The organism is Streptomyces sp. AM 4-1-1 (assembly GCF_029167625.1).
In the GTDB taxonomy this organism is placed as follows: domain Bacteria; phylum Actinomycetota; class Actinomycetes; order Streptomycetales; family Streptomycetaceae; genus Streptomyces.
The window spans coordinates 188,013-214,882 of record NZ_CP119145.1 but is presented as its reverse complement, the minus strand read 5'-3'; the positions used below and the strand labels follow the sequence as shown (position 1 = coordinate 214,882).

Below are 26,870 nucleotides of genomic sequence, written 5' to 3'. Positions count from 1 at the left end.
GGGTCACCTCACCAGGACGAACACGACGGCGAGCAGGGTGAAGGCCGCTGCGGCCTGGGAGAGGTACTGGTGAAGCTGCCCCGTCTGCGGGGTACGGGCGAGTGCGCCCAGCGCGCGTGCTCCGGCCGCGACGGCGGTGACCGTGCCGTCGACGGCCCGCTCCACCACCCGGTCCGTCCCGCGCGCCAGCCGGAGGGTGAGGCGGGCGGAGCCGTCGACGGCCCGGTCCAGCACCCGGTCGTCGAGGACCGCCGACAGCCGGGCGAGCCGCAGCACGGGCCGTACCACCAGCAGCCGCGCCGAGCGCTCCAGTCCCAGCCACTGCTCGGCCCATGCCCTGGCGGACGGTGGCAAGGGCAGCGCCCGCCCGCCCCACACCCAGGCGGTGGCGGCGGACGCCAGGGCCACCGCCCCGGACAGCGCCGCCTCCCAGGCGCCGGGCCCGGCCCGCCCGGTCGTCCCGAGCACCCGCTCCACGGCGTCGCGTACCGGCGGGAACGCCGTCGCGGTCAGCGCGACGCAGGCGGCGGCCAGCAGGACGAGCGGCGCCACGGCGGCCGGGGGGAACCGGCGGGTGCCCCGTCGTTCGGTGTCGTACTCCGGCCGGTCCCGCGCGGGCGCGGGGCGCAGCACGAACCACAGGGCCTTGGCGCTGTAGGCAGCGGACAGCACGACGGCGGTGAGCCCCGTGACGTACAGCCAGGGGCTCCGGCCGAGCGCGGAGGCGAGCAGCAGGTCCTTCGTCGCCCACAGCGACAGTGGTGGCAGCCCCGCCAGACAGAGGGCGCCGACGGTGAAGGCGGCGCCGACCGTCCGGTGAAGGCGGGCCGCGCCGGACAGTCCGCTCAGCGTCCTGGTGCCGAGTGCGGTGAGCCAGGCGCTCGCCGCGAGGAACAGCAGGCTCTTCGTCGCCGCGTGGGCGATCAGCTGGAGCGTCCCGCCGGTGACGCCACCCGCCCCGGCGGCCATGACCATGAAGCCGATCTGCGCGCAGCTCGAAGCGGCCAGCAGCTGTTTGAGATCGGTCTGGGCCACCGCGACGAGTCCCAGCGCCACGGCGGTGGCCGCACCGGTCCAGGCCACGGCCGCGCCGCCCCAGCCGGACGCTTCGAGCAGGGGTCCGGTGCGCAACAGGAGGTAGGCCCCGGCCGCGACCATCGTCGCCGAGTGGAGCAGGGCGGAGACCGGGCCGGGGCCGCGCATGGCGCCCGACAGCCAGAAGCTGAAGGGCAGCTGGGCCGACTTGCCGAGCGCGGCGACGATGATCCCGGCCGTGACCACGGACCGCCAGGGGCCGGCCGCGTCGGACAGCCGGGCCAGATCGAGCCCGGCGGGACCGCCGCCCGCGAGCGCGGCCCCGGCCGCGAGGTAGAGGCCGAGATCGGCGGTACGGGTGGTGAGGAACGCGGTGTCCGCCGCGGCGACCCCGGCCGGATCGCGCCACCGGTATCCGATCAGCGCCCAGGAGGTCGCGCCCATGACCTCCCAGCCCATGAGCAGCACCGGCAGCGAGACCGCGGTGACCGTGACCAGCATGCTCGCGGCGAAGACGAGCATCAGGCCGAAGTACCGCGCCCGTGCCTCGGCGGCGCCGAACTCGCCGACGCCGGAGGCGAGTACGGCCAGGGTCACCGCCGTGACGGTCACGACCATCAGTCCGGAGAGCCCGTCGACCGCCAGCCGCACCGGTAGGCCGGCGACCAGTGGCGCGCCCGCGTGCGGATGCCGCAGCGCGGCGGTCAGCGCGAGACCGAGATCGCCGAGCGCGACGCACACGGCGACGGGGGCCGCGATCCGGTCGGCGGCGCGTCCGGCGACGGCGAGCGCGGTACCCGCCACGAGCGGCAGGGCGATCAGCGTCCACAGGAGTCCGTCCGCCCCGCTCACTCCTTCAACTCCGCGGCCAGGTCCGTCATGTCGATCTCGCGGGCGCGGAACAGGGCGGTGACGACGGCGAATCCGATCGCCATCTCCAGGGCCATCGCCGTGACGGCGAGAACGACCAGCACCTGACCGTCGCCGGTCGCCGGGGCGATGTAGTGCCGGACGGCTGCGGCGGCGACGATGACACCGCCCAGCATCAGTTCGAGGCCCATCATCAGCATCACGACGCTCTGCTGGGTGAGCGCGCCGAACAGGCCGACGCAGAACAGCGCGGCGGCGAGCAGCAGGAAGAGTTCCAGGTTCACCGGCCGACACCGCCACGCACCGGGTCGTCGGCGTGCCGGGCGCCGAGGCCGTCGCCCAGCCGGTCGTAACGTCCGCGGCGGGTGGCCAGGACGACGGTCGCGACGATGGTGGCGAACAGCGCCATGCCGAGGGTCATCATGGTGAGCATCTGAGGTCCCATCAGGGACAGGCCGAGCTGTTCCGTGGCGTCGGCGGGTGGCCGGCCGCGCCGCGAAGGCCAGGGCACCAGGAGGATTCCGGCGGTCAGCCCGGCGAGGACGACGAGGCTGATGACCGTCGCGCCCCGTCGGTTGTGGAGCATCGGCATCGGCGTGAGCCCCGCCGGGTTCATCATGTACATGATCATGAAGACGCCCATGACCGCCATCTCGACGGTCATCATCAGCACGATCACCACGCCCAGGTAGTCCAGCCCCAGCAGCATCACCTCGCCGCCGACGCAGAGCAGCGAGAACAGCAGGGCGTACGTGGCCCGGGCCATCGAGTCGAAACGGAAGACGGACACCCCGCCGACGACCGCCGACACGCCCAGCACCCAGAACAGCGGCCCGTCCGTCATCGGCCCAGCACCACCACGGCGACCACCAGGGCCTGGAGAACCGTGAGCGGTGTGAGCACCAGCCAGGCGATCTCCGTGTAACGGTCCATGCGCACGGCCGGAACCAGGTGCCGGACCCGGACCAGTACGGCCAGCACGGCCGCGGTCTTGACCAGGACCCAGGCCCAGCCGGGCAGCCACGGGCCGTGACCGCCGCCGAGGAAGAGCGGCACACCGACGGCCGCGGCCACCACGAGCAGCAGCCAGCGGCCACCGAAGAACAGCACCCGGTCGGCGCCCGACAGCTCGGCGCCCGCACCGCCCGACACGTCACGTCCGACGGGCTGGTCGAACGGCCCCCAGAACGCCATCGCCATGGCGCTGACCAGGTACACCACGAAGGCCACGGGCATCCACACGACGAACCACAGACCGGCCTGCGCGTCGACCACGCCACCCACCCGCAGTGAGCCCGCGCCCAGCGCCGCCGTGGTGAGCGCGAACATGTGCGGCAGCTCGTACGCCAGCCCCTGCGCCAGGAACCGGTAGCCGCCGATCAGGGCCAGGGCCGAGTTCGACGCCCAGCCCGTCAGCCACACCGCGGCCCAGGCCAGCGCCTCCAGCGCGTTGAACCACACGACGCCGATGTCCGGGTCGCCCACCGCGCGGAAGCCGAGCGGAAGCACCGCGGCGGCCAGTACGGCCGTCGTCGGCAGCAGGACCACCCCGATCCGGAGCAGCGTGACGTCCATGGCGGTCGTACGGCGGGGCTGCCGCACCAGGAGGCGTACCACCTCGCGCACCGGGGCCGCCGCCCGTGAGGCCGTCTCGCGGACCGTTCCGGCCCGGCCGCGCGCGGCCCCGGCCGTGAGGACGGCGTCGAGACCGGCGGTCGCCGCGGCGGCCGTGATCAGCAGGGCGGGCAGCAGGGCGGCGCTCCACAGCGGCCCCGGGTCAGCCACCTCGCACCTCCGTGCCGTCCGCGGACCCGGCGGCGCTGGTGACCAGGCCGTCGAGATCGGGGTCGAGGCTGGCCACGATCAGACGCGCGCCCGCGAACTCGGCTCCGTCGAGGAGGGCGGGCAGCAGATCGAGCAGCGCACGGGAAGGGGGACACGGGCCGTCGAGCGCGCCCCTGGGGCCGGTGCGCGCGGCGGGGCCGTCCAGCGGCCGGGCGTCCGCCGACTCCGCCGAGGCGCGTTCGGCGCCGGCCAGCCAGGCCAGCAGCCGGCCGTACACGTCCCCGTGGCCGTCCTCCGTGGCGGTCTGCGCGGGCCCGGTCGCCCCGGCGGCCACCGCACGCGCCCCGGTGAGCACGCCGAGCCCGGCCGTCGAGCGGCGCAGCACCCACGAGCGTCGTACCCGCCGCGCCAACGCATCGACGAGCGGCGGGAGTTCGGCCGCCGGGGTGTCCGTGAGCGCGGCGTCCCGGACCGACCGGGCACGCGCCGCCGCGTCGCCCCACCCCGCCACGGCGAGGAGCCGGCCCAGACTGTCGAGATGCGCCGCGCAGAGCCGTCGCGCGGCGGCTCCCCGGGACACCGTCTCGCCGCGCAGCGCGCGCAGCCACGGCTCGTCCCAGTACGCCGGCCGCGTGTGGTGCGCCGAGGGCGGCGGTGTCTCGACGGCGGCCCGCTGGATCACATCGCCCTGGAGCGCCAGCCGCAGCACCAGCCCGGCGGGCCAGTCGGGCAGCATCGGCCCGAGCGGGAGGTGCAGCCGGTCCAGCCGGAGACCGTCCCGGTCGTCCGCGCGCTCGGCCATCGCGGCCCCCGCGACACCGGACGTTCCGTGCCCGGTGTGCTCTTCGTGCCCGGTCCGTCCGTGCTGTGGGCCGGCGCCCGGGGAACGCCGCCGATGTGCCGTCAGGTCGCTTCCACGGCCGGGTTCCTGAGGCCGGCGCTCGACCGTGGGGTGGCCCCCTCCCGTCGCCCGGCAGGCGGCGAGCAGCGCCCGGTGCGCCTCGTCGAGAGCGTCGGCCACCCGCTCCGCCGCACCGACCGCGACCCTGGCGCGTGGCGCGCCCATCGCGTCCCACACCCCCGCGGCCCACTCGGCGTGACCGGTTCCCGGATCTCCGGCGACGACGAGCAGATCGGCGTCGGCGGGACCGTGCGCCGTGGGCCACCCCCGGCGCGGCAGTTCACGTTCGACGGCCAGCCGCACCCGTGTCGCGCCCGGCCCGGCGGCGACCAGGACGGCGGGTCTGCGCAGGGCCGCGCGGCGTAACCGGACGAGCGGGGTCAGGTCCATCGGAAGGCACCCTCGCGCCAGGCGTAGGCCACCGCCGCGAACAGGACGCCCAGGAAGAGGAACATCTCGACCACGGCCGACACGCCGACCTCGACGACGACCTTCGTCCAGGGGTACATGAACAGCATTTCCATGTCGAAGGCCAGAAAGACCATCGTCACCGGATACCAGCGCACATGGAACCGCGACATCGCGTGTTCCGGCGGAGCGAGCCCGCCGCTGAACGGCCGCGTCCGCAACGGCTCACGTACCACCGCCAGCAAGGCCCCGGCCGCGTGGAGCGCCGCCGTCCCGGCCAGGACGACACACAGCAGCAGCGCGATCGCCGGGCCCGACCCGTTCATGCGCACTCCTGTCCCCGCGTGACACCGGCCGTGCGCGTGGGGCGCACGGCCGGGGGCGTATCAGCAGACTCTCAGAAGATCTGCCGTATTCGTGGGGAGAAACGCCGTTATGGGAGTGGGGGAGGGGCCGGACGGACCGCGCCCCGCCCGGTCAGCCCGCCTGGCCGCGGGCGGCGGCCCGCAGGGGGGCACCCGCGTCGTGCAGGCTCCGCAGGGCCTGGCGGTAGGAACCGATCAGCCCCGTCTCGACGTAACGGACACCCAGTTCCTGGCAGTACCGCTGGACGATGGGGCGGGCCTTGCGCAGATGCGGGGTCGGCATGCTGGGGAAGAGGTGGTGCTCGATCTGGTAGTTGAGCCCGCCGAGCGCCACATCGGTGAACCAGCCGCCGCGTACGTTGCGGGACGTGAGGACCTGGCGCCGCAGGAAGTCGGGCCGGTCCTGGCCGGTGAGAGTGGGCATGCCCTTGTGGTTGGGGGCGAAGATGGAGCCCAGGTACAGCCCGAACAGACACTGGTGGACGGCGAGGAAGGCGATGGCCTTGCCGGGCGGCAGCACCACGAGGAGCGCGGTCAGATAGAGCGCGAAGTGGGCGAGGAGCAGCCCGCCCTCCGCGCCGCGCTGCTTCAGGGTCCGGTCGGCCAGCGCGCGTACGCCCGCGACATGGAGGTTGAAGCCCTCCAGCGCGAGAAGCGGGAAGAAGAGGTACGCCTGGTGGCGCCCGATCAGCCGGGGCAGCCCCTTGGCGACCCGTGCCTGGCGCGCGCTCCACACCAGGATGTCGGGGTTGACGTCCGGGTCCAGTTCCTCGTGGTTCGGGTTGGCGTGGTGGCGTGAGTGCTTGTCCTGCCACCAGCCGTACCCCATCCCGATGACGAGGTTCCCGGCGATCCGCCCGGTGCGTTCGCTCGCCCGGCGCAGCCGGAACACCTGGCGGTGACCGATGTCGTGCGCGACGAGGGCCACCTGACCGAAGACCACGGCGAGGAAGGCGGCCAGGGCGAGCGTCCACCAGCTGTCACCGACCATGACGAAGGCGGCCCAGCCCGCCGAGCAGAACAGCGCGACGAGCGAGATCCGCACCAGGTAGTAGCCCGGTCGCCGCCGCATCAGACCGTCCGCGGTGATCGCCCTGGACAGCCGGGCGAAGTCGCTGCCCGATTCGCGTGGGGGAGCGGTGGCCGTGGGGGCCCCGGAGGTGTGGATCGTCATGCCGTCAACGCCCTAACGAGTAGAAGAACCGGATCACGCGCTGTGCCACGTTTGGTACGGGACGAGAGAGGCGACGCGAGTCGCGGGACGCGAGATGCCGGGTACGGATTGCCGAAGTGGTCACTGCCACTGCGGTGTCGAGAAGGCGACGGGAGCACGGCGGCGTCGTGACGGATGCCGCGGTGACGGTCGCTGACGTCCCCGGTTGGGACCCGCGGCCCTGATGAGGCCGGTGGTCGCTGCCCGCGGGAGGGGCAGCCAGAAGCCAGGGGCTGGGGCGTCTTGTTCACCATGATAACCGCCCGCACAAACGCGGGCCGGACCGGTGAAGCGTACGGGAAGGGCCGGTGAAGGACGGGGGACGGGACGGTGAGGGGCGCGGAGCGGGAGAACGGCCGTGGCTCCGGCCGCGCGCGGAGCCGGACATGCCCCGGTGCGGCGCTCGGGGAGGAGCGCCGCACCGGGGCGGGGCCGGGGATGCCGGAGTGTTCGTTCAGACGCGGAGCAGCAGTTCGGCGCTCTCGCGGTAGCGCTGCAACGCGATCCTCAGTTCCTCCGTCTGTGCCTCGGTGTCCTGGCCCTGCCACCCGGCCCGCAGGGCGTCGCGGCGTCGGGCGAGGGCGTCCGTCAGCCCCGTGACGATCTCGTCGAAGGCGCGGTCGGCCTCCTCGACCGCCCGGCGCGGGCTCTCCACGAAGTCGCTGACGGCCTGCTGGAGGCGCGCGGCGAGCTGGTCCTGCTCGCCCGAGGGGAACAGCGGCTCGGCCGCGCCGGCACCGTCCGTGTTCCCCGCCGGTCCGGAGGTGCGGTGACCGTCCCGGGACGACGGGGTCCGCTTCCGCGCCCCGTCCTCGTGGACGTCCTGGTCCGGTCCGGCGCCGGACGCTCCGACGCCCGCTCCCGGTATGTCCAGCCGGGTCGTGTCGTGACCGCCGTCGGTTCCCGTCCCCGCCGTACCGGGCTCGGTGGGCAGATCCGTCCGGTCGTCGGGCCGGTCACCCGGGATCGGGCGCACGGTGGGAGGCGCGGCGCCCTCCGGACCCTGGGCCCTGGAGGCGGAACCGCGCCGCCCGGCGTTCTCGGAGCGTCCGGTGTTCTCGGAGCGGCCGGCGCGATTCGCCGGGGTCTGCGGGGTGCGTGCGGATTCGTACGTCATGATGTGCCACTTTCCTTCGTCGGGTGGTGCCCGCCGGCGTGGGCCGGCACCTTGGTTCCGTCCGAGAGCAGCGCGTCGAAGAGACCGCGGGCCTCGATCAGCGCCTCGCGCATCTCCTCCGTACCGGTCTGGCCGCGCCGGGCCGTGTGGACCCGGCGGTAACCGTTGACGTGCTCGGCCCGGTGCACGGACAGCGCCGCCATCTGCTCGTCGAAGTTCTCGGCGTCCGGGAAACCCCGGTCCCTGGCCATACGCGCCAGCAGCGCGTCGGCCTCGGCGACCGCGTTCTGCGGCGAATCGACGAACTGCTCCTGAAGCTCGGTCCAGCGCGCGGCGTACTCCGCGCGGGCCTCGGCCGACAGCGGCCGTTCGTCGAGGGAGCCGTACCGCTTGACCCGTTCACCGAGCTCCTGCTCGGCGGCATGGGTGTCACCGTCGTGCCGGGCGACGGCACGCTCGTACTCGGGGCCGAACCGGCTCCGCAGACCGCGTCCGCCCCGGGTGCGGCCGAAGGCGAAGAACAGTCCGGCGGCCACCACCAGGACCGCCACGATGATGATCACGACAGTCGTCATGGTCACCGCCCCCGCCGGGTCTCGGTCGTCGCGTCGTGCTGTTCCACTCTCACCAACCCCTTTCGTCCGTAACCGGAGCCGATGTCTGGGCTGCCGGATGCCGTGCTGGAGGTCGTGTACCCCGCCCGCGCCGTTCAAGGCCGGTCCCGCTCCGGAGAGAAGTGCGGGAGTCCGTGCGCCGGATCACGCGTGATGGACCGCCGGAGCGTGCGTAATACTCTCCACATGACATCGAGCATTACGCCCAGGGGTGGCGCCCCACGTCGCGAGGACGTGTCGGTGCGCCGGGCCACCGCGCGTGACACCAAACGGCTCACCCGGCTGGTCACGGCCTCCCGTGCCTACGAGGGGCCGTACGCGCCCATGGTGGCCGGATACCGTGTGGGGCCCGACTACGTCGAGACGCACCGGGTGTTCGTCGCCGTCGACAGCGCCTCGCACCGGGTGCTCGGCTTCTACTCGCTGATCCTCGACCCGCCGGAGCTCGACCTGATGTTCGTCGCGGACGACGCTCAGGGACTGGGGATCGGCCGGCTGCTCGTCGGTCATCTGCGGGACGAGGCGCGTCGCGCGGGGCTCGACGAGGTGCGGATCGTCTCGCACCCGCCCGCCGAGGGCTTCTACCGCAGCGTGGGGGCCCGGCGCGTCGGAACCGAGGCGGCCGACCCGCCCGCCGTCATGTGGGACCGCCCGGAGCTGGTGCTCCCCGTCGGCTGACGGCGCGGGGCGGCCACCTCCCCGTACCGCGGACCGACCCCGAGCTGCCTCCGATCCCGACCGGGACCCGAGGCCGGGCACGCCGGGGCGTGCCGTTCGACGCGGTCGTGAGCACGACGATCGAAAAGGGTTGCGAGCGGGGCCGTGGGCCGGATAGAGATTGCCTCTGCGTCCGCACCGTGAGGTGCGGGGCCACGACAGCGAGAGGAGGGACAAGCCCATGATCCGCAGGATTACCGCGCTCATGTCCTCCCGGGGCGCGCACCGCGTCTGACCCCGGAGCGGACAGGCGCCTTCACCGGAGTGTGCTTGACCGTGAAAACGAACGACCTGACCATGCGTCCGATCACCGGACGCGAAGAACTCGACCTGTTCTCCCGGCTGCCCTACACCCTCAACGGGGAACTGGCGAACGATCTCGCCGCCGGCCGTCGCCGTCCGGAATGGATGTGGGTCGCCCTGCGTGGTGACCGCCTGCTGGCCAGGGTGGCCTGGTGGGGCCGGGCGGCCGATGACGCGCCACTCATCCTGGACGTCCTCGACATCGAGGACGGCGCTCCGGATTCCGGCCAGGTGGACACAGGGGTACGACTCCTGCGCACCGCGATGGCCGCTGTCCTGCCGGACGGGGCGCACCCCCCTGAGTACAGCCGGTTCGCCCCGCCGGACTGGCGTGAGAACGCGATGACCGCACGAGTCGTCCAAGACCGCATGGCGGTACTGGAAGGAGTGGGGGCCCGGCCCTTCGTCGAACGACTGCGACTGGAGTGGCGCCCCGAGGCGCCGGTTCCCGAACCCGGCGGGCGCCTCGCGTTCCGGCCGGTCGACGACGGCAAGGAACTCGTGGCGCTGATGGCCTCGGTCCTCGACGGAACGCTGGACGCGCACAGCCGTGCCGAACTGACCCGGATGCCTGCCCATGAAGCAGCCGTCGAACAGTACGAGGACGAACTCGCGCGGTATCCGAGCCCGCGGGACTGGTGGCGGATCGCGGCCCTGCCCGGGGGAGAGCCGGTGGGGTTCGTCATTCCGGCCCGCAATGCCTACAACCCGATCATCGCCTACATCGGGGTGCTGCCCGAGCACCGCGGCAACGGCTACGTCGACGACCTCCTCGCCGAGGGGACCCGAGTCCTCGCCGCGGAGGGCGTCCCCCGCATCCGCGCGTCCACGGACCTCGGCAACATTCCGATGGCGGAGGCCTTCCGCCGCGCCGGATACCTCAATTTCGAGCGTGAGATCAAGATGAACTGGTGCTGATCGTGAGGTGGGGACACCGCGGACGGTGTCCCCACCACCCACGTCCCGACCGGACCGTGTCCCGACCGGACCGTGTCCCGACCGTGGGCCGCGCACATCCCCCGTACGGTGCCGCGCCCGCTACCGCCCGACCGCCAGGGTCCGCGTCTCGCTCGCGTGGCGTCGCTGTCCTTCTTCCCCGGCTTCTCCGCTTCGGGGCCACCTGGGCCCGGTCCGGTGCCGCCGGCGCCGTCAGCGCCCGCCCGTGCCCTGGCGGTGTGCGCTCAGTGCCCCGAGGTGAGTTCGCCGCTCAGCGTGGAGTGCAGCCTGGCGCTGTCCTCGTCGAGCCCGGTGATCTCGACGGTCTTCCCGCGCTCGGCGTACTTGGCGGTGACGGCGTCCAGCGCGGCGACCGACGACGCGTCCCAGACGCGGGTCGCGGACAGGTCGATCACCACCCGGCCGGGGTCGCCCGCGTAGTCGAAGCGTGTCACCAGGTCGTTGGAGGACGCGAAGAAGAGCTCACCCGTGACGGCGTACACCACCGAGGAACCGTCCGGGTCGGTCACGGAGGTGACCCGCACCAGCCGGGCGACGCGCTTCGCGAAGATCACCACGGCGGTGAGGCTGCCGATCACCACACCGATGGCGAGGTTCCGGGTGGCGACCACGCAGACCACGGTGATCACCATGACGCCGATCTCCCCGGCGGGCATCCGGCGCAGGGTGCGGGGCGCGACCGAGTGCCAGTCGAAGGTCGCCACCGACACCATCACCATCACGGCGACCAGCGCGGCCATCGGAATGTCCGAGACGACCGGCCCGAAGACGACGCACAGCACCATCAGGAAGGCGCCCGCGAGAAACGTGGACAGCCGGGTCCTGGCGCCCGACACCCGCACGTTGATCATGGTCTGGCCGATCATCGCGCAGCCCCCCATCCCGCCGAAGAACCCGGTGACCACATTGGCGATGCCCTGTCCGACGGACTCACGGGTCTTGCTGGACCGGGTGTCGGTGAGATCGTCGACCAGCGTGGCCGTCATCAGTGACTCCATCAGCCCGACCAGCGCCATGGCGAGCGCGTACGGCGCGATCGTCGTCAGGGTGTCGAGCGTGAACGGCACGTCGGGCAGCCCCGGCACCGGCAGCGCGGACGGCAGGGCCCCCTTGTCGCCGACGGTGGGCACGGCGATCCCCGCGGCCACCGTGATCGATGTGAGGACCGCGATGGAGACCAGCGGCGCCGGGACCACCCGGGTGAGCCTCGGGAAGAACACCATCAGCGCGAGCCCGCCCGCGATCAGCGGATACACCGCCCAGGGCACGTCACGCATCTCCGGGACCTGGGCCATGAAGATCAAAATGGCCAGCGCGTTCACGAAACCGACCATCACGCTGCGCGGTACGAAGCGCATGAGCTTCGCGATTCCCAGCGCGCCCAGCACGATCTGGATGACCCCGCCCAGGATGACCGCCGCGACGAGATGGCCGAAACCGTACTCCCGGTTGAGCGGAGCGATGACCAGTGCGACGGCGCCGGTCGCCGCGGAGATCATGGCGGGCCGGCCGCCGACGACGGAGATGGTGACCGCCATCGTGAACGAGGCGACCAGACCGACCCGGGGATCGACCCCGGCGATGATCGAGAAGGAGATCGCCTCGGGGATCAGCGCCAGTGCGACGACCAGTCCGGCCAGCACCTCGGTGCGCAGCACCTTCGGGGTGAAGGCATCGAGGGACGGCGGCTTCAGGGACCGTGCGGGGGAGGACAGCAAGAGGGAAGGGACCTGTCGTGCTCGGGCCACCGCGCGCCGGACACACGGCGGGCGGGACATGGATGCGGGAAACCCGGACTCTACCCTGACGTTAGGGTAGAGACCGAGCCGTCGAGTCACGAGATCTCTTCGGAAGACACCGAGGTCTCAGGGCCCGCCGCGAGCCACAAGGTTCGTGGGGGAAGCGGGAACGCGGGGAGTGGACGGACATGAGCGACGCGCATCTGCGGATCGGTGAGGTCGCCGCGCGGACCGAGCTGTCGCTGCGGACGATCCGGCACTACGACGAGGCCGGGCTGGTCACGCCCTCGGCCCGCTCCCAGGGCGGTTTCCGGCTCTACACCGAGGACGATGTCGCCCGCCTCATGCTCATCCGGCGCATGAAGCCGCTGGGGTTCACGCTCGACGAGATGCGCGACCTGCTCGCGGCCACCGACCGCCTGGACTCCGGCGACCCGGTCACCGGGGCCGAACGGGCGGCGCTGCTGGAGCGGGTACGCCACTTCGAACGGGCCGCCGCGGAGCGGGTGGCGCATCTGCGGACCCAGCTGTCGCGGGCCGAGGAGTTCGCCGACACCCTGCGCGGCCGGCTCCGCCCCTCCTGAGACACCACCGCTCCCGGCGGAAGGGACGGAGGGAAGGGAGGGGGAAGGGGGCGCGAGGACGTCGTGCCCCGGAGGTTCAACGGTGACCGGGCAGGGAACGCGGAGTACTCCGCGTACGCCGAGAGCGAGGCATTACGGTGAGCCCGAGATCCCCCATGGACATATCCCGCGACGGTGGCAACGGCCGGCAGGAAACGGCGGAGGAGCGTGCCGACCGCCAGTGGACCGAACTGCTCCAGGAACTGCGCGTCGCCCAGACCGGTGTGCAGATCCTCTTCGGTTTTCTGCTCGCCGTCGTGTTCCAGTCCCGCTTCGCCGATCTGGCGCCGGCCGATCTCACCATCTACGTCGTCACCGTGATCCTCGGCTCGGCCACGGCCGCCGCGCTGATCGCACCGGTGTCGTACCACCGGTTGCTGACCGGTCGCCGCATGAAACCGCAGACCGTCATCTGGGCGTCGCGGCTGACCGTCCTCGGACTCGTGCTGCTCCTCTGCACGATGTGCTCGACCCTGCTGCTCATCATGCGGGTGGCGCTGCACAACACCCTCGCCCTCTGGCTGGTCGGCGGCATGGCGCTGTGGTTCGTCGTGTGCTGGTTCGTGTTCCCGGCCTGGGCACTGGCCCGCTCCGGGAACGGCGACGACGACTGATCGCCGTGCGGAACCGGCCAGGGCCCGTCGGCCGAACGCCGCGCGGAACCGGTCCCGGGACAGCGGCCCCTCACCCCCGGAACAGCTCTCCGGCGCGCGGTGCCGGTCCGCGAGGACCGCGAGATGCCGGTCCGTGAGGACCGTGCGGTGTCAGTCCGTGAGCACGGTGGGGTGTCAGTCCGTGAGCACGGTGGGGTTCGGGACGTCGGTGACGGTGAAGAGGCCGCCGTCCGGGTCGCGCAGGGTCGCCTGCGTGCCCTGCGCGAGGGGCCGCCGTTCGATCACCGTGCCGCCGTGCTCGCGGGCCGCCGCCGACACCGCCGCCACGTCGTCGACGGGGAAGTGGACCTGCCAGCGCGGGCGCACCATCGGGTCACCGGCCGCCTCGACCGCGCCGGAGCTGATCCGGGCCAGCTGCCGCCCGGCGCAGACCACGACGACCTCGTCCCGCACGTACGAGACCTCGCAGGCGCCGGGGCGGTCGCTCGCCCAGCCCAGCACCTCGCCGTAGAAGATCGCCGCGTCGAAGGTGTCCCTGGTGCGCAGCCGCAGCCAGGCGTGCGACTGGTCGTCCGCGGCGGGCGGCGACGTGGCGGCCCCGGTCCGCTCCCAGATGCCGAACACCGCTCCCTGGCGGTCCGACGCCAGCGCGCCGCGTCCCTTGCCGAGCGCGAGCGGGCCCACGGCCACCGTGCCGCTGCGCTCCCGGATGCGGGAGGCCGCCACATCCGCGTCCGCCACCGCGAAGTACGGGGTCCAGGCCACGGCGACCTGGTAGGCGGTCGCCACCGCGCCGATCCCCGCGACGGGCACACCGTCACGGCGGGCCACCGCGAATTCGTCACCCAGCCTGGTCGGGCGGAACGTCCAGCCGAGCACGGAACCGTAGAACCGCTGGGCCGCCGCCAGGTCCCTGGTCATCAGATTGACCCAGCAGGGTGCGGACGCTCCGGTCAAGGGGGTCGCCGCGGAAGCCTTCGGTTCGCTTCGTCCGGTCATGGTCGAACTGCCTCCGTGGGGTCGGAGCGCTGAATGTACGCGGTCGGACGGCGGTGGCGTCCCTTTCCAGCCTCGGGTGGGGCGGGCGTCGCCGCAACACCTGCCGGGGCGGCACCCGTCCGCTCAGACACCGCCGTGCGGCGGCGCGTTCGTGATGTCGAGGAAGACGTGGTCGGCCTCCGGCCACTTCTCGACGACGGCCTCCTTGATCCGTACGCAGACCTGCTCGACCTCTTCGCTGTCGATACCGGGAGCGAGGTCCACCCGGGCCGCCACCAGCACCGAGTCCAGGCCCAGCCGCATGGTGAGCAGGGCCGCCACATTGTCGATCTCCGGCTGCTCGTCCAGGAGTTCACGGATGTGATCACGCAGTTCCGGAGCGACCGACTCGCCGATCAGCTGGTCACGGGCGTCCCGGCCGAGCCGGAACGCGACGAACACCAGCAGCAGTCCGATGCCGAGCGAGGCGGACGCCTCCCAGGCCACATCGCCCGTGGCCCAGTGGAGTGACATGCCCGCCATGGCCAGGACGACACCGAGGACGGCTGTGCTGTCCTCGGCGATGACGGTGCGCAGCGCCGGATCGCGGACCCCGCTGCCCTCGGCCCGCGCCTGGAGCAGGGCGCGGACCAGCGAGCTGCCCTCGGCGAGCAGAGCGACGCCCAGCACGATCAGTCCTGCGGTGTAGCCGGTCGGGGACTCCTGCTTGTCACTGCGGAACGCCTCGAAGCCCTGGAAGAACGAGAAGCAGCCACCCATGACGAAGATCCCGACGGCGGCGAGCAACGACCAGAAGTAGCGCTCCATGCCGTAGCCGAACGGATGACGGACGTCGGCCGGCCGACGGCTTCGGCTGAGCGCGGTCAGCAGGAAGATCTCGTTCATGCTGTCCGCGACCGAGTGAGCCGCCTCGGAGAGCAGCGCGGGGGACCCCGAGAAGAGACCGCCGACCGCCTTCGCCACCGCGATCAGCAGATTCGCCGCCAGCGCCACCAGGACGGTGACCCGGGTCTTCCGATCGGACTGCGCGTGGTCCACCACGGCCCCCTGGATGATGTGCGGATCGGTGCCTGACGAGACGCCGTGGACCGGTGCCGGGCGAGGCGCCGGAGCGCCGCGACCGGCCGGAACCCCGCGCGGGGCGTGCGGCCGGTGCGGTCAGTCGCGCGTCCCGTCGTCCCGGGGAGGCGTCGTGTCGTCGGCGTGCCGGATGGTCTCGTTGCCGTGATCACCCAGCTCGTACGGGGAGAGCCCCTTGCCGTCCGCCGGGAAGGCGTCGTCGCCGTGGACGTCGCGCTCCTCGATATGGGCGCGGTGGTCCGGCCGGGGCGGCTGTTCGTCCGGCCGGGGCGCCGGCAACTCCTGGGCCCGGCGCCGCCTCCCCAGCCAGACCGCTCCGATCAGCGTGCCCACCAGGACCACTCCGATGATGCCCAGCACCGCCCCCAGCGTGCTGCGTCCCAGGGCGAGTTCGACGGCCGGGGACGCGAGGGCTCTGTTCGATACATCCATGCAAGCCGGATACCCCGGGGGAAGGGTGTCACTCGGCCATTGCGTCGAATTCATGTTTTAAGGGGAGATGATCGGAAAAGCGTTTCGCATGGTGCAAATCGGCTACACGATGATGACCGAGCAGTCCGGGCCCCGCGCACTCGTCGAGGACGTGGTGGGCGCGGAACGGGCGGGTTTCGACTTCTCCGTCACCTCGGACCACTACTTCCCCTGGCTGAGTTCCCAGGGGCACGCCCCGTATGCGTGGACCGTCCTGGGAGCGGCGGCCCAGGCGACGACCACGATCCCGCTGATGACGTACGTGACCTGCCCGACCACCCGCTACCACCCGGCGGTGGTGGCGCAGAAGGCGGCGACGCTGCAACTCCTCTCCGAGGGGCGCTTCCGGCTCGGACTCGGGTCCGGCGAGAACCTCAACGAGCACGTGGTCGGGGCCGGCTGGCCGTCGCCCCATGTCCGGCTGGAGATGCTGGAGGAGGCCGTGGAGATCATCCGGGCCCTCTTCGGCGGCGGATACGTCAACCACCACGGCGCCCACTTCGACGTGGAGAACGCCAAGCTGTGGGACCTGCCCGAAGCGCCGCCGCCCATCGGCGTCGCCGTGTCGGGGGAGCGGTCCTGCGAGATCGCCGGAAAGCACGCGGACCTCGTCATCGCGACCGAACCCGAGCAGGAGCTGCTGGCCGCCTTCGACCGGCACGGCGGCTCGGGGAAGCCCCGGGTCGGTCAGCTGCCGGTCTGTTACGACACCGACCGGGACGCCGCGATCGCGCGGGCCCACGACCAGTTCCGCTGGTCCGTAGGCGGCTGGAAGGTCAACTCGGAGCTCCCCGGCCCTTCGAGCTTCGCCCAGGCGACGGAACTCGTCCGCCGGGACGACATCGCGGACGCGGTCCCGTGCGGCGACGACGTGGACGCGTTCGTCGACGCCGTACGCGCCTACAGCGACGCGGGCTTCACGGAGATCGCACTGGTCCAGATCGGCGGCGACCACCAGCGGCCGTTCCTCGAATGGGCGCAGCGGACTCTCCTTCCGGCCCTGCGCGAACTCTGAGGGGCTTCGGACAGGTTTCAGCTCCCCCGAGCGGGTACGCGGCCCCTCAGCCTCTGCCGGACCGGCCGGGCCGGGACGGACCCGGCCGGCCGTCCGCGGCTCCGGAGGGCGGCCACCGACGGACCGCTCCGTGTCGCAGACACCCAGCCGCGGGGTGAGCCTGTAGAGAATCCGCGAATCGCTGGAGGACGCGATGGGAGTGCCGAATCCGCTCGGCCGCTGGCCGGTCTACCGACAGCTGACCGGTGGTGACCGCCTGGGCAGGGGCCGCGCGGCGATGTCGCCGCCCACCGAGAACCTCCGGCCGCGCACCGACACCGCCGACCGCGTCGTACGGTCCGTCTGCCCGTACTGCGCGGTCGGCTGCGGGCAGCAGGTGTACGTCAAGGACGACCGGGTCGTGCAGATCGAGGGCGATCCCGACTCACCGATCAGCCGGGGCAGGCTGTGCCCCAAGGGCTCGGCCACCCTCCAGCTCACCACCGGCTCGTCCCGCCGCCACCAGGTCCTCCACCGCCGCCCCTACGCGGCCGACTGGGAACCGCTCGACCTGGAGACGGCCATGGACATGGTCGCCGACCGGGTGATCGAGACCCGGCGCCGGACATGGGAGTGGGAGCACGAGGGGCTGCGTACGGCACGCACGCTCGGCATCGCCAGCCTCGGCGGCGCCACCCTCGACAACGAGGAGAACTACCTCATCAAGAAGCTGTTCACCGGGCTCGGCGTGGTGCAGGTGGAGAACCAGGCCAGGGTCTGCCACAGCTCGACCGTCGCCGGACTCGGCACCTCGTTCGGGCGCGGCGGGGCGACCACCTTCATGCAGGACCTCCAGCACTCCGACTGCATCGTCATCCAGGGCTCCAACTTCGCCGAGGCCCACCCGGTCGGCTTCCAGTGGGTGATGGAGGCGAAGGCGCGCGGGGCGCGCGTCATCCATGTCGATCCGCGCTTCACCCGCACCAGCGCCCTGGCCGACCTGCACGTGCCGATCCGGGCCGGCAGCGACATCGCGTTCCTCGGCGGCATCATCAACCACGTCCTCACCGAGGGGAAGGACTTCCGCGAGTACGTCCTCGCCTACACCAACGCGGCCACCCTGGTCGGCGAGGACTTCCGCGACACCGAGGACCTCGACGGGGTCTTCTCCGGCCTGGACCGCGAACGGCACCAGTACGACCCGGAGAGCTGGCAGTACCAGGGCGCCGAGGTCCAGGCACCGGCCGGGGACGTCGACCAGCAGTACGAGGACCGGTCCGGGAAGAGCGGGACGCACGACCACCTGCACGGCGCCGCCGGCTCCGAGGCCCACGGCTCCGGCGGAGCCCAGACCGCCGGACGCGCCCCCCGCGACGAGACCCTCCAGCACCCCCGCTGCGTCTACCAGGTCCTCAGGCGTCACTACGCCCGCTACACCCCCGAACTGGTCGAGGACGTCTGCGGAGTCCCCCGCGACCTCTTCCTCCAGGTGTGCGACGCGCTGACCTCGAACTCGGGACGCGACCGCACCAGCGCCTTCGCCTACGCGGTCGGATGGACCCAGCACTCGGTCGGCTCCCAGTACATCCGGGCCGCCAGCGTCCTCCAGCTCCTGCTGGGCAACATCGGCCGGCCCGGCGGCGGCATCCAGGCGCTGCGCGGCCACGCCTCGATCCAGGGCTCCAGCGACATCCCGACCCTGTTCAACCTGCTGCCCGGCTATCTGCCCATGCCGCACGCCCACCCCGACGAGGACCTGGACGCCTTCATCCGGGCCAGCCGCACCGAGAAGGGCTTCTGGGGGAACATGCGGGCGTACTTCGTCAGCCTGCTCAAGGCGTACTACGGCGAGGCGGCCACCGCCGACAACGACTTCTGCTTCGACCATCTGCCCCGGCTGACCGGCTCCCACGCGACGTACGAAACGGTCCTGGCGCAGCTCGACGGCATCTGCAAGGGCTACTTCCTGATGGGGGAGAACCCGGCGGTCGGCTCCGCCAACACCCGGCTGCAACGGCTCGGCATGGCTGAGCTGGACTGGCTCGTCGTCCGCGACTTCTCCCTCATCGAGTCCGCGACCTGGTGGCAGGACGGGCCGGAGATCGAGACCGGTGAGATGGAGACCGACCGGATCGGTACCGAGGTGTTCTTCTTCCCGGCCGCCGCGCACACCGAGAAGTCCGGGTCCTTCACCAACACCAACCGCTGGCTGCAATGGCACCACGCCGCCGTCGAACCGGCCGGGGACGCCCGCAGCGACCTGTGGTTCATGTACCACCTGGGCCGCCGCATCAAGGAGCGGCTGGCCTCCTCCACCGACCCGATGGACCGCCCGCTGCAGGACCTGACCTGGGACTACCCGGTCGACGGCCCGCTGCGTGAACCCGTGGCCGCGGCCGTGCTGGCCGAGATCAACGGCCACGGTCCGGACGGCGCCCCGCTCTCCGCGTACACCGAGCTGAAGGACGACGGATCGACCACCTGCGGCTGCTGGATCTACTGCGGGGTGTACGCGGACGGGGTCAACCAGGCCGCCCGCCGCAAGCCGCAGAGCGAACAGGACTGGGTGGCCGCCGAATGGGCGTGGGCCTGGCCGGCCAACCGCCGTATCCTCTACAACCGCGCGTCCGCGGCCCCCGACGGCACCCCGTGGAGCGACCGCAAGGCGTACGTGTGGTGGGACGAGGTCGACGGCCGCTGGACCGGCCGGGACGTCCCGGACTTCGTACCGGACCGGGCCCCCGACCACGTGCCCGACGACGACGCGACCGGGCCCGACGCGCTGCGCGGCGACGACCCGTTCATCATGCAGGCCGACGGAAAGGGCTGGCTCTACGCGCCCGCCGGGCTGGAGGACGGCCCGCTGCCCACGCACTACGAACCGCAGGACTCGCCGTTCACCAGTGCCCTCCACCCGGAGCAGTCGCGGTCGCCGGTCCGGAAGCTCCACCCGAGGGAGGGCAACCGCTACCACCCCAGCGGGAACGAGCCCGGCGCCGACGTCTACCCGTACGTCGTCACCACCCACCGCCTCACCGAGCACTTCACCGCGGGCGGCATGAGCCGCTGGACCCCCTTCCTGGCCGAACTGCAGCCGGAGTTCTTCTGCGAGATCTCCCCGCAGCTCGCCACCGAACGCGGCCTCGAACACGGCGGCTGGGCGACGATCATCACCGCGCGCAACGCCGTCGAGGCGCGGGTGATGGTCACCCGGCGGATCACCCCGCTGACCGTCCAGGGCCGCACGGTCCACCAGATCGGTCTGCCGTTCCACTGGGGACCCAACGGGATCGCCACCGGGGACGCCGCCAACGAACTCGTCGCCATCGCCCTCGACCCCAACGCCCTCATCCAGGAGGACAAGGCGCTCACCGCCGACATCAGGCCGGGGCGCCGCCCCCGGGGTCCGGCCCTGCCGGAACTCGTCGCCGACTACCGGCGCCGGGCGGGCATCACGGCGACGACCGGAACGGAGGACCGGGCGTGAGGGACAACCTGTTCAGCGGGCCGGAGGCGGACCCGGCGGGCGACGCGGGCCACCGGGACGCCCCGCCGAGGGTCGGCTTCTTCACCGACACCTCGGTCTGCATCGGCTGCAAGGCGTGCGAGGTCGCCTGCAAGGAGTGGAACGCGATCCCGGCGGACGGGGGACCGCTGACCGGCATGTCGTACGACAACACGGGCGGCCTCGGCGCGTCCACCTGGCGTCATGTCGCCTTCATCGAACAGCCGAAGCCGGTCCGGGACGAGCGGCCCGAGGAGCCCGTCGCGGGCGGACGCACCGAACTCCCGCTCGCCGGGACCGGGCCCACGACCGCCGACGGCGCTGGCTGCGGCTGCGGGCCCCGGTCCGGCACGGCCGGCGGAGACGGTCCGGACGGGGGCGGCGGATGCGGCTCGGGCGGGGCCGGCGGGTGCGGATGCGGTACGGGTACCGGGCCGGGGGACACGGCCGTCACCGGGACCGGCGTCGCGGCCGAGGGCACCCGCTGGCTGATGTCCTCGGACGTCTGCAAGCACTGCACCCACGCCGCCTGCCTGGACGTCTGTCCCACCGGATCGCTGTTCCGCACCGAGTTCGGCACGGTCGTCGTCCAGGAGGACATCTGCAACGGCTGCGGATACTGCGTCCCCGCCTGTCCCTACGGCGTGATCGAGCAACGCCCCACCGACGGGCGGGCGTTCAAGTGCACGATGTGCTACGACCGGCTCGGCGCCGGTCAGGAACCGGCCTGCGCGAAGGCCTGCCCCACCGAATCCATCCAGTTCGGCCCGCTCGACGAACTGCGCGAGCGGGCGGCCCTGCGGGTCGGGCAACTCCACGAGGCCGGGGTCCCGGAGGCCCGGCTGTACGGCGAGGACCCCGGCAACGGGGTCGGCGGGGACGGCGCGTTCTTCCTGCTGCTGGACGAGCCCGAGGTCTACGGGCTGCCACCGGCACCCGTGGTCACCACCCGTGACCTGCCCGCCATGTGGCGGCACGCGGGGATCGCGGCGCTCTCCCTCGTCGGCGGCCTGACGCTCTCCTTCGCCCTGCCCGTGCTCACCAGGCGGAAAGGACAGCGATGAGCGACCCCGGACGGACGGACGACCGCACGCGTGGGCGCGGGCGCGGGGGCAGGCGCAAGCGGCGGCGCGGCGAGGAACTGATGGTGCCGCGCGCCGAGTTCGGGTCGTACTACGGGCGCCCGGTGATCAAGGCCCCCGCCTGGTCGGCGCAGGACATCGCCGGATACTTCTTCCTCGGCGGGCTCGCGGGCGCGGGTTCGGTGCTCGCCGCCGGGGCGCACCTGTCCGGCCGGCCGGTGACGGCCACCGCGATGAAGGTCTCCTCCGTCGTGACCATCGGCCTCTCCGCCGCCGCGCTCGTCCACGACCTGGGCCGGCCCAGCAGATTCCCCAACATGCTGAGGGTCTTCAAACCGACCTCGCCGATGAGCGTCGGCTCCTGGCTGCTGTCCGTCTACGGTCCGGCGGCGGGCGGCGCCGCCCTGTGCGCGGTCACCGGCCGGCTGCCCAGGGCGGGCGCCGCCGCGACCGGGGCGGCAGCCCTCTTCGGGCCCGCCGTGGCGACGTACACCGCCGTCCTGGCCGCCGACACCGCCGTACCCGCCTGGCACGGCGCGCACCGCGAACTCCCGTACCTCTTCGGGGCATCGGCGACGGCCGCCGCCGCGGGCATGGCCCTGGCCGTCGCCCCGGTCCGGGAGAACACCCCGGCCCGGTACGCCGCGGTGCTCGCCGCCGTGTGCGAAGGTCTCGCCGAACGCGCCGCCGAACGGCGGCTCGGCATGGTCGCCGAGACCTACCGGACGGGGCGGGCCGGGACACTGCTGCGCTCCGCCCGCGCCCTGACCGCCGTCGGCGCCGCGGGAGCCGCCCTGCTGGGGCACCGCAGCCGTGCGGCCGCCGTCGGCGCGGGGCTCGCGCTGCTCGCCGGATCGGCGTGCACCCGCTTCGGGGTCTTCGCGGCGGGCATCGCGTCGGCCGACGACCCGGTCTACACGGTGGGCCCCCAACGAGAGAACCCACAGCCCGACCACCAACGGAAGGAACCCCGGTGAACAGCACCGACGGACAGGCCCAGGACAGCGCCCGGAGCGGCAAGGAGAGCCGGGACGTGACGGTGTCGCTCAGCGGTTGCGCCGAGGGCGACGCGCAGACGGTCTTCGCCGTGCTGAGCACCTCCTTCGCGTCCGACCGGGCGCCGGAGGACGTACCGCACGAGGAGTCGAGGAGTCACCCCACGGTGTGGGCCGCGACGGTCGACGTCTCCCGGACGAAGGCGGTCGCGGGACCGGCGACCCTCTCCGCGCCGGTCACGGTCGAGGCACAGGGCGGCTACTGGGCCGTCGACCGGCTGCGCCAGCACCTGGCCGACGCCTTCACCGTGCGGGTGATCGGGACGGCGGCCGGGGACCAGGAGCAGGAGGTCCGGCTGCGGCTGGAGAGCCGGTAGCCGACGCGGGCCCGAGGGTGCCGGCACCGGTCCGAGGGTGTCGGTACCGAGGAAACGACAAGTGACCATGAAAATGTAATCAAATAGACAAATCGCGCGTGTGTGGTCCGGCCGGTCGGTCGGCGGGCCGGTCCGGCCGGACCGGCCGGGGGCGGCTTCGGCGGCCCGGCCGGCCCGGTTCCACCACCGCGGTCCGACCAGCCCGGACCGGCTCCGGCCGGGTTCTGAAAGGTGCGAGCGAGTGGACCTCATCAGCCAGCGGGAGGACGGCCCGGAGCAGCCGCCGGTGACCGACGACCGCTCCACCCTGACCCTGCGGGTCAACGGGACCGAGCACACCCTGACGCTCGACCACCGCACCACGGTCCTGGACGCCCTGCGCGAACACCTGGGACTCGCGGGGGCCAAGAAGGGCTGCGACCACGGTCAGTGCGGAGCGTGCACGGTCCTCGTCGACGGCCGCAGGGCCAACAGCTGTCTGCTGTTCGCCGTCGCGTACGACGGTTCCCGCATCACCACCGTCGAGGGCCTGGCCGACGGCGAGGACCTGCACCCGGTGCAGCAGGCGTTCCTCGACCGGGACGCCTTCCAGTGCGGATACTGCACCCCCGGTCAGCTCTGCTCCGCCGTGGGGATGCTCGGCGAGGCGGCGGACGGCTTCCCGTCCCACGCCACCCCGGACATCGAACCCGTCACCACCCCGGCGCCGCTCAACAGGCCCGAGATCCGCGAGCGGATGAGCGGGAACCTGTGCCGCTGCGGTGCCTATCCGCACATCGTCGAGGCGATCGAGGACGTGACGCCGTGAAACCCTTCGCCTATCTGCGCGCGGGCTCCACCGTCGAGGCGGTCCGCGCGGGCGCCGCCCACCCCGGTTCCAGGTTCCTCGGCGGTGGCACCAACCTCGTCGACCTGATGAAGCTCGGCGTCGAGACACCGGACCTGGTCATCGACGTCAGCCGGCTGCCGCTGGACCGGGTGACGGAGACCGACGGCGGGGGACTGCGGATCGGCGCGACCGTGCGCAACAGCGACCTCGCCGCCCATCTCGCCGTGCGCACCCGCTACCCCGTCCTCTCCCAGGCACTGCTGGCCGGCGCCTCGGGCCAGCTCCGCAACACCGCGACGACCGGCGGGAACCTGCTGCAGCGCACCCGATGCCCGTACTTCCAGGACACCTCCAAGCCCTGCAACAAACGGTCCCCCGGCACCGGCTGCCCGGCCCGTGAGGGCCACCACCGCGACCTCGCGGTCCTCGGCCACTCCGCGGACTGCGTCGCGACCAACCCGTCGGACATGGCCGTCGCGCTGGCCGCGCTCGACGCCACGGTGCTGCTGCACGGCCCCGACGGCGAACGCGCCGTGCCCGTCACGGAATTCCACCGGCTGCCCGGCGACAATCCCGACCAGGACACGGTGATCAGGCCGGGCGAACTCATCACCGAGGTCGTCCTCGCACCGCGCCAGCTCGGCACGGTCTCCCTCTACCGCAAGGCCCGCGACCGCGCCTCGTACGCCTTCGCCCTGGCCTCCGTCGCCGCGGTGCTGCTCGTGCGCGACGGCCGGATCGAGGACGCCGCGCTCGCCTTCGGCGGACTCGCCCACCGCCCGTGGCGGGCCCGCGCCGCCGAGGAGGTCCTGCGGGGCGCGCCCGCCACCGAGGACACCTTCGAGCGCGCGGTGGACGCCGAACTCGCCGCCGCCCGGCCACTGCGCGACAACGCGTTCAAGGTGCCCCTCGCCCGCAACCTCGCGGTCGACGCGCTGGCCGAACTCACCGCACGCACCTGAGCGCCCCGACACCGGGACCGAGCCCACGCCGCACCGTCCGGGCGGACCCGACACCGGGCAGCACCGGAAGAGCCGAAGGACCCCGCCATGAGCCACGCCCCCCACCCCCTGGGCACCCCTGTCATCCGCCGTGAGGGCCGGGAGAAGGTCACCGGCACCGCCCGTTACGCCGCTGAACTCCCCCCGGCCGGCACGCTGTACGCCTGGCCGGTCCCCGCGACCGTGCCGCACGGCCGGATCACCGCCGTCCGCACCGCCGACGCCCTCGCGCTGCCCGGCGTGCACACCGTCCTCACCCATGAGAACGCCCCACGGCTGAAGGAACCCGACGACCCGATCCTCGACGTCCTCCAGAACGAGCGGGTCCCGCACCGCGGCTGGCCCGTCGCCCTCGTGGTGGCCGAAAGCCTCGAAGCGGCCAGGGCGGGAGCCGACGCCGTACGGGTCGAGTACGACCGGCTGCCGCACGACGTCCTCCTCACCGAGGACCACCCCGGCCTGCACGTCCCGGACGCGGCCAACGGCGGCTATCCCGCGGTACGCGAACGCGGCGACTTCGACCGGGCCTACGCCGCCGCACCCGTCCAGGTCGACACCACGTACACGCTGAGCGCGCTGCACAACCACCCGATGGAACCGCACACCTCCGCCGCCGAATGGACCGACGGGCATCTGACCGTGCACGACTCCAGCCAGGGCGCCACCACGGTGCGCGACAGCCTCGCCGCGGCGTTCGGGCTCGAACCGGAGCGGGTCACCGTCCTCTCCGCCCACGTCGGCGGCGGTTTCGGTTCCAAGGGGACACCGCGCCCTCAGGTCGTCCTCGCCACCATGGCCGCGCGCCACACCGGACACCCCGTCGCACTCGCCATGCCCCGCGCCCAGATGGCGGCCGTCGTCGGCCACCGCGCCCCCACCGTGCAGCGTGTCCGGCTCGGCGCCGGACCCGACGGCGTCATCACCGCGCTCGCCCACGAGATCATCACGCAGACCTCCACGATCAAGGAGTTCGTGGAGCAGGCCGCCGTACCGGCCCGCGTCATGTACACCTCCCCGCACAGCCGGACCGTCCACCGGGTGACAGCCCTGGACGTGCCCAGCCCCTCCTGGATGCGGGCACCGGGCGAGGCGTCCGGCATGTACGCCCTGGAGTCGGCCATGGACGAACTCGCGGCGGCCCTCGGCATCGACCCCGTCGAGCTGAGACTGCGCAACGATCCGGCGCACGAGCCCGACAGCGACCGCCCGTTCAGCAGCCGCAACCTCGCCGCCTGCCTGCGGGAGGGCGCCGCCCGCTTCGGCTGGCACGACCGCGATCCGCGCCCCGCCGCCCGCAGGGAAGGGCCGCTGCTGACCGGCACCGGGGTCGCCTCGGCCACCTACCCGGTCCTCATCAGCGCCTCCGGCGCCACCGCCCACGCGTCGCCCGACGGCTCCTACCTCGTCCAGGTCAACGCCACCGACATCGGTACCGGGGCCCGCACCGTCCTCGCGCAGGTCGCCGCGGCGGCCCTCGCCACCCCCGTCGACAACGTCCGGATCGACATCGGTGACAGCGACCTGCCCGACGCACCCCTGGCGGGCGGCTCCTCCGGCACGGCCTCGTGGGGCTGGGCCGTGCACAAGGCCGCCGACATCCTGGCGCGCCGACTGCGCGACCACAGCGGCCCGCTGCCCGTCGAAGGACTGACCGTCAGCACCGACACGGCCCGGGAGACCGCGGAGGAACCCCCGTACGCGCGGCACGCGTTCGGCGCCCACTTCGCCGAGGTCACCGTCGACACGCGTACCGGCGAGGCCCGGGTCCGCCGGATGCTGGGCGTCTTCGCGGCCGGGCACATCCTCAACTCCCGGACCGCGCGCTCCCAGTTCATCGGCGGAATGACCATGGGCATCGGGATGGCGCTCACCGAGGGCAGCACCATGGACCCGGTGTACGGCGACTTCACCGAGCGGGATCTCGCCTCGTACCACGTCCCGGCCTGCGCCGACGTGCCCGACATCGAGGCGCACTGGATCGACGAGGACGACCCGCACCTCAACCCGATGGGCAGCAAGGGCATCGGCGAGATCGGCATCGTCGGCGCCGCGGCCGCCATCGGCAACGCCGTCGCGCACGCGACCGGCGCCCGCCCGCGCACCCTCCCCCTGACCCCCGACAGGCTGCTCCCGCTCCTGCCCTGACGGGACAGTCACCGACGACGCCGGCGGACGCCGGCGGACGCCGACGGCCGTCCGGCGGCGGTTGCGGCACGGCCCGGCCGGCGAACGGCCGGCCGGCGGGTACGAGCACGCGGGAGGCCGGGAGGTGCGGC

25 protein-coding genes are annotated in these 26,870 nt (G+C 72.9%); 12 read left to right on the top strand and 13 right to left on the bottom strand.

The genetic code is table 11. The annotated features are described in order from the left end of the window. Positions 1-3: 3 nt before the first annotated feature. From PZB75_RS01025 to PZB75_RS00985, 9 genes are all read right to left on the bottom strand, one after another. Positions 4-1,887, bottom strand: coding sequence for a proton-conducting transporter membrane subunit (locus PZB75_RS01025; protein ID WP_275533367.1), 1,884 nt, complete (start codon positions 1,885-1,887; stop codon positions 4-6). Beyond that, positions 1,884-2,189 carry an NADH-quinone oxidoreductase subunit NuoK gene (gene nuoK, locus PZB75_RS01020; RefSeq protein ID WP_275533366.1) on the bottom strand — a complete coding sequence of 102 codons (306 nt, stop codon included), beginning with the start codon at positions 2,187-2,189 and terminating at the stop codon, positions 1,884-1,886. The genes PZB75_RS01025 and nuoK overlap by 4 nt, the downstream gene beginning before the upstream one ends. Next, positions 2,186-2,749 carry an NADH-quinone oxidoreductase subunit J gene (locus PZB75_RS01015; protein ID WP_275533365.1) on the bottom strand — a complete coding sequence of 188 codons (564 nt, stop codon included), beginning with the start codon at positions 2,747-2,749 and terminating at the stop codon, positions 2,186-2,188. Before PZB75_RS01015 ends, nuoK begins: the two co-directional genes overlap by 4 nt. Next, a complete protein-coding gene (locus PZB75_RS01010; protein ID WP_275533364.1) occupies positions 2,746-3,690 on the bottom strand; it encodes a complex I subunit 1 family protein in 945 nt (314 codons plus the stop codon). Before PZB75_RS01010 ends, PZB75_RS01015 begins: the two co-directional genes overlap by 4 nt. Beyond that, on the bottom strand, positions 3,683-4,981 hold the full coding sequence (locus PZB75_RS01005; protein ID WP_275533363.1) for a hypothetical protein: 1,299 nt from the start codon (positions 4,979-4,981) through the stop codon (positions 3,683-3,685). Before PZB75_RS01005 ends, PZB75_RS01010 begins: the two co-directional genes overlap by 8 nt. Further along, complete coding sequence (locus PZB75_RS01000) at positions 4,972-5,325, bottom strand: NADH-quinone oxidoreductase subunit A (protein ID WP_275533362.1); 354 nt, start codon at positions 5,323-5,325, stop codon at positions 4,972-4,974. Before PZB75_RS01000 ends, PZB75_RS01005 begins: the two co-directional genes overlap by 10 nt. A 151-nt stretch (positions 5,326-5,476) precedes the next feature. After that, on the bottom strand, positions 5,477-6,538 hold the full coding sequence (locus PZB75_RS00995; protein WP_275533361.1) for an acyl-CoA desaturase: 1,062 nt from the start codon (positions 6,536-6,538) through the stop codon (positions 5,477-5,479). A 493-nt stretch (positions 6,539-7,031) separates the two neighbouring features. Next, positions 7,032-7,694 (bottom strand): hypothetical protein, encoded by a 663-nt coding sequence (locus PZB75_RS00990; RefSeq protein WP_275533360.1) that lies wholly within the window; start codon positions 7,692-7,694, stop codon positions 7,032-7,034. Next, positions 7,691-8,269, bottom strand: coding sequence for a hypothetical protein (locus tag PZB75_RS00985; protein ID WP_275533359.1), 579 nt, complete (start codon positions 8,267-8,269; stop codon positions 7,691-7,693). The genes PZB75_RS00990 and PZB75_RS00985 overlap by 4 nt, the downstream gene beginning before the upstream one ends. Positions 8,270-8,494: 225 nt before the next feature. On the opposite strand from PZB75_RS00985, the gene PZB75_RS00980 reads away from it, so the two are divergent. Beyond that, the gene (locus PZB75_RS00980) at positions 8,495-8,986 is read left to right on the top strand and encodes a GNAT family N-acetyltransferase (protein ID WP_275533358.1); all 492 of its coding nucleotides are present in this window, start codon (positions 8,495-8,497) and stop codon (positions 8,984-8,986) included. A gap of 336 nt (positions 8,987-9,322) precedes the next feature. Further along, the gene (locus tag PZB75_RS00975; protein ID WP_275538532.1) at positions 9,323-10,246 is read left to right on the top strand and encodes a GNAT family N-acetyltransferase; all 924 of its coding nucleotides are present in this window, start codon (positions 9,323-9,325) and stop codon (positions 10,244-10,246) included. 263 nt (positions 10,247-10,509) lie between these two features. Here PZB75_RS00975 and PZB75_RS00970 read toward each other — a convergent pair whose 3' ends face one another. Further along, a complete protein-coding gene (locus tag PZB75_RS00970; protein ID WP_275533357.1) occupies positions 10,510-12,063 on the bottom strand; it encodes a SulP family inorganic anion transporter in 1,554 nt (517 codons plus the stop codon). A gap of 149 nt (positions 12,064-12,212) precedes the next feature. On the opposite strand from PZB75_RS00970, the gene PZB75_RS00965 reads away from it, so the two are divergent. Both PZB75_RS00965 and PZB75_RS00960 read left to right on the top strand, forming a co-directional pair. Continuing rightward, positions 12,213-12,608, top strand: coding sequence for a MerR family transcriptional regulator (locus tag PZB75_RS00965; protein WP_275533356.1), 396 nt, complete (start codon positions 12,213-12,215; stop codon positions 12,606-12,608). A gap of 155 nt (positions 12,609-12,763) precedes the next feature. Further along, positions 12,764-13,261 carry a DUF6328 family protein gene (locus tag PZB75_RS00960; RefSeq protein WP_275533355.1) on the top strand — a complete coding sequence of 166 codons (498 nt, stop codon included), beginning with the start codon at positions 12,764-12,766 and terminating at the stop codon, positions 13,259-13,261. Positions 13,262-13,435: 174 nt separating this feature from the next. On the opposite strand, the gene PZB75_RS00955 is transcribed toward PZB75_RS00960, so the two are convergent. From PZB75_RS00955 to PZB75_RS00945, 3 genes are all read right to left on the bottom strand, one after another. Then, on the bottom strand, positions 13,436-14,260 hold the full coding sequence (locus tag PZB75_RS00955; RefSeq protein ID WP_275533354.1) for a VOC family protein: 825 nt from the start codon (positions 14,258-14,260) through the stop codon (positions 13,436-13,438). Between the two features lie 123 nt (positions 14,261-14,383). After that, complete coding sequence (locus PZB75_RS00950) at positions 14,384-15,298, bottom strand: cation diffusion facilitator family transporter (protein WP_275533353.1); 915 nt, start codon at positions 15,296-15,298, stop codon at positions 14,384-14,386. 120 nt (positions 15,299-15,418) lie between these two features. Beyond that, positions 15,419-15,772 carry a DUF6479 family protein gene (locus tag PZB75_RS00945; protein WP_275533352.1) on the bottom strand — a complete coding sequence of 118 codons (354 nt, stop codon included), beginning with the start codon at positions 15,770-15,772 and terminating at the stop codon, positions 15,419-15,421. Between the two features lie 88 nt (positions 15,773-15,860). Between PZB75_RS00945 and PZB75_RS00940 the strand changes: the two genes are divergently transcribed. The 8 genes from PZB75_RS00940 to PZB75_RS00905 all read left to right on the top strand — a co-directional run bounded on the left by PZB75_RS00940 (position 15,861) and on the right by PZB75_RS00905 (position 26,739). Further along, positions 15,861-16,826 (top strand): LLM class F420-dependent oxidoreductase, encoded by a 966-nt coding sequence (locus PZB75_RS00940; protein WP_275533351.1) that lies wholly within the window; start codon positions 15,861-15,863, stop codon positions 16,824-16,826. Between the two features lie 193 nt (positions 16,827-17,019). After that, entirely contained in the window at positions 17,020-20,292 is a 3,273-nt protein-coding gene (gene fdh / locus PZB75_RS00935) for a formate dehydrogenase (protein ID WP_275533350.1), read from the top strand. Further along, positions 20,289-21,374 (top strand): 4Fe-4S dicluster domain-containing protein, encoded by a 1,086-nt coding sequence (locus tag PZB75_RS00930; protein ID WP_275533349.1) that lies wholly within the window; start codon positions 20,289-20,291, stop codon positions 21,372-21,374. Before fdh ends, PZB75_RS00930 begins: the two co-directional genes overlap by 4 nt. Beyond that, the gene (nrfD, locus tag PZB75_RS00925; protein WP_275533348.1) at positions 21,371-22,369 is read left to right on the top strand and encodes an NrfD/PsrC family molybdoenzyme membrane anchor subunit; all 999 of its coding nucleotides are present in this window, start codon (positions 21,371-21,373) and stop codon (positions 22,367-22,369) included. Before PZB75_RS00930 ends, nrfD begins: the two co-directional genes overlap by 4 nt. After that, positions 22,366-22,764, top strand: a complete 399-nt coding sequence (locus tag PZB75_RS00920) for a hypothetical protein (protein WP_275533347.1) — start codon at positions 22,366-22,368, stop codon at positions 22,762-22,764. The genes nrfD and PZB75_RS00920 overlap by 4 nt, the downstream gene beginning before the upstream one ends. A gap of 241 nt (positions 22,765-23,005) precedes the next feature. Further along, positions 23,006-23,572, top strand: a complete 567-nt coding sequence (locus PZB75_RS00915) for a 2Fe-2S iron-sulfur cluster-binding protein (RefSeq protein WP_275533346.1) — start codon at positions 23,006-23,008, stop codon at positions 23,570-23,572. Next, positions 23,569-24,555, top strand: a complete 987-nt coding sequence (locus tag PZB75_RS00910) for a xanthine dehydrogenase family protein subunit M (RefSeq protein WP_275533345.1) — start codon at positions 23,569-23,571, stop codon at positions 24,553-24,555. Before PZB75_RS00915 ends, PZB75_RS00910 begins: the two co-directional genes overlap by 4 nt. 87 nt (positions 24,556-24,642) lie before the next feature. Then, positions 24,643-26,739, top strand: coding sequence for a xanthine dehydrogenase family protein molybdopterin-binding subunit (locus tag PZB75_RS00905; protein ID WP_275533344.1), 2,097 nt, complete (start codon positions 24,643-24,645; stop codon positions 26,737-26,739). Positions 26,740-26,870 lie beyond the last annotated feature (131 nt).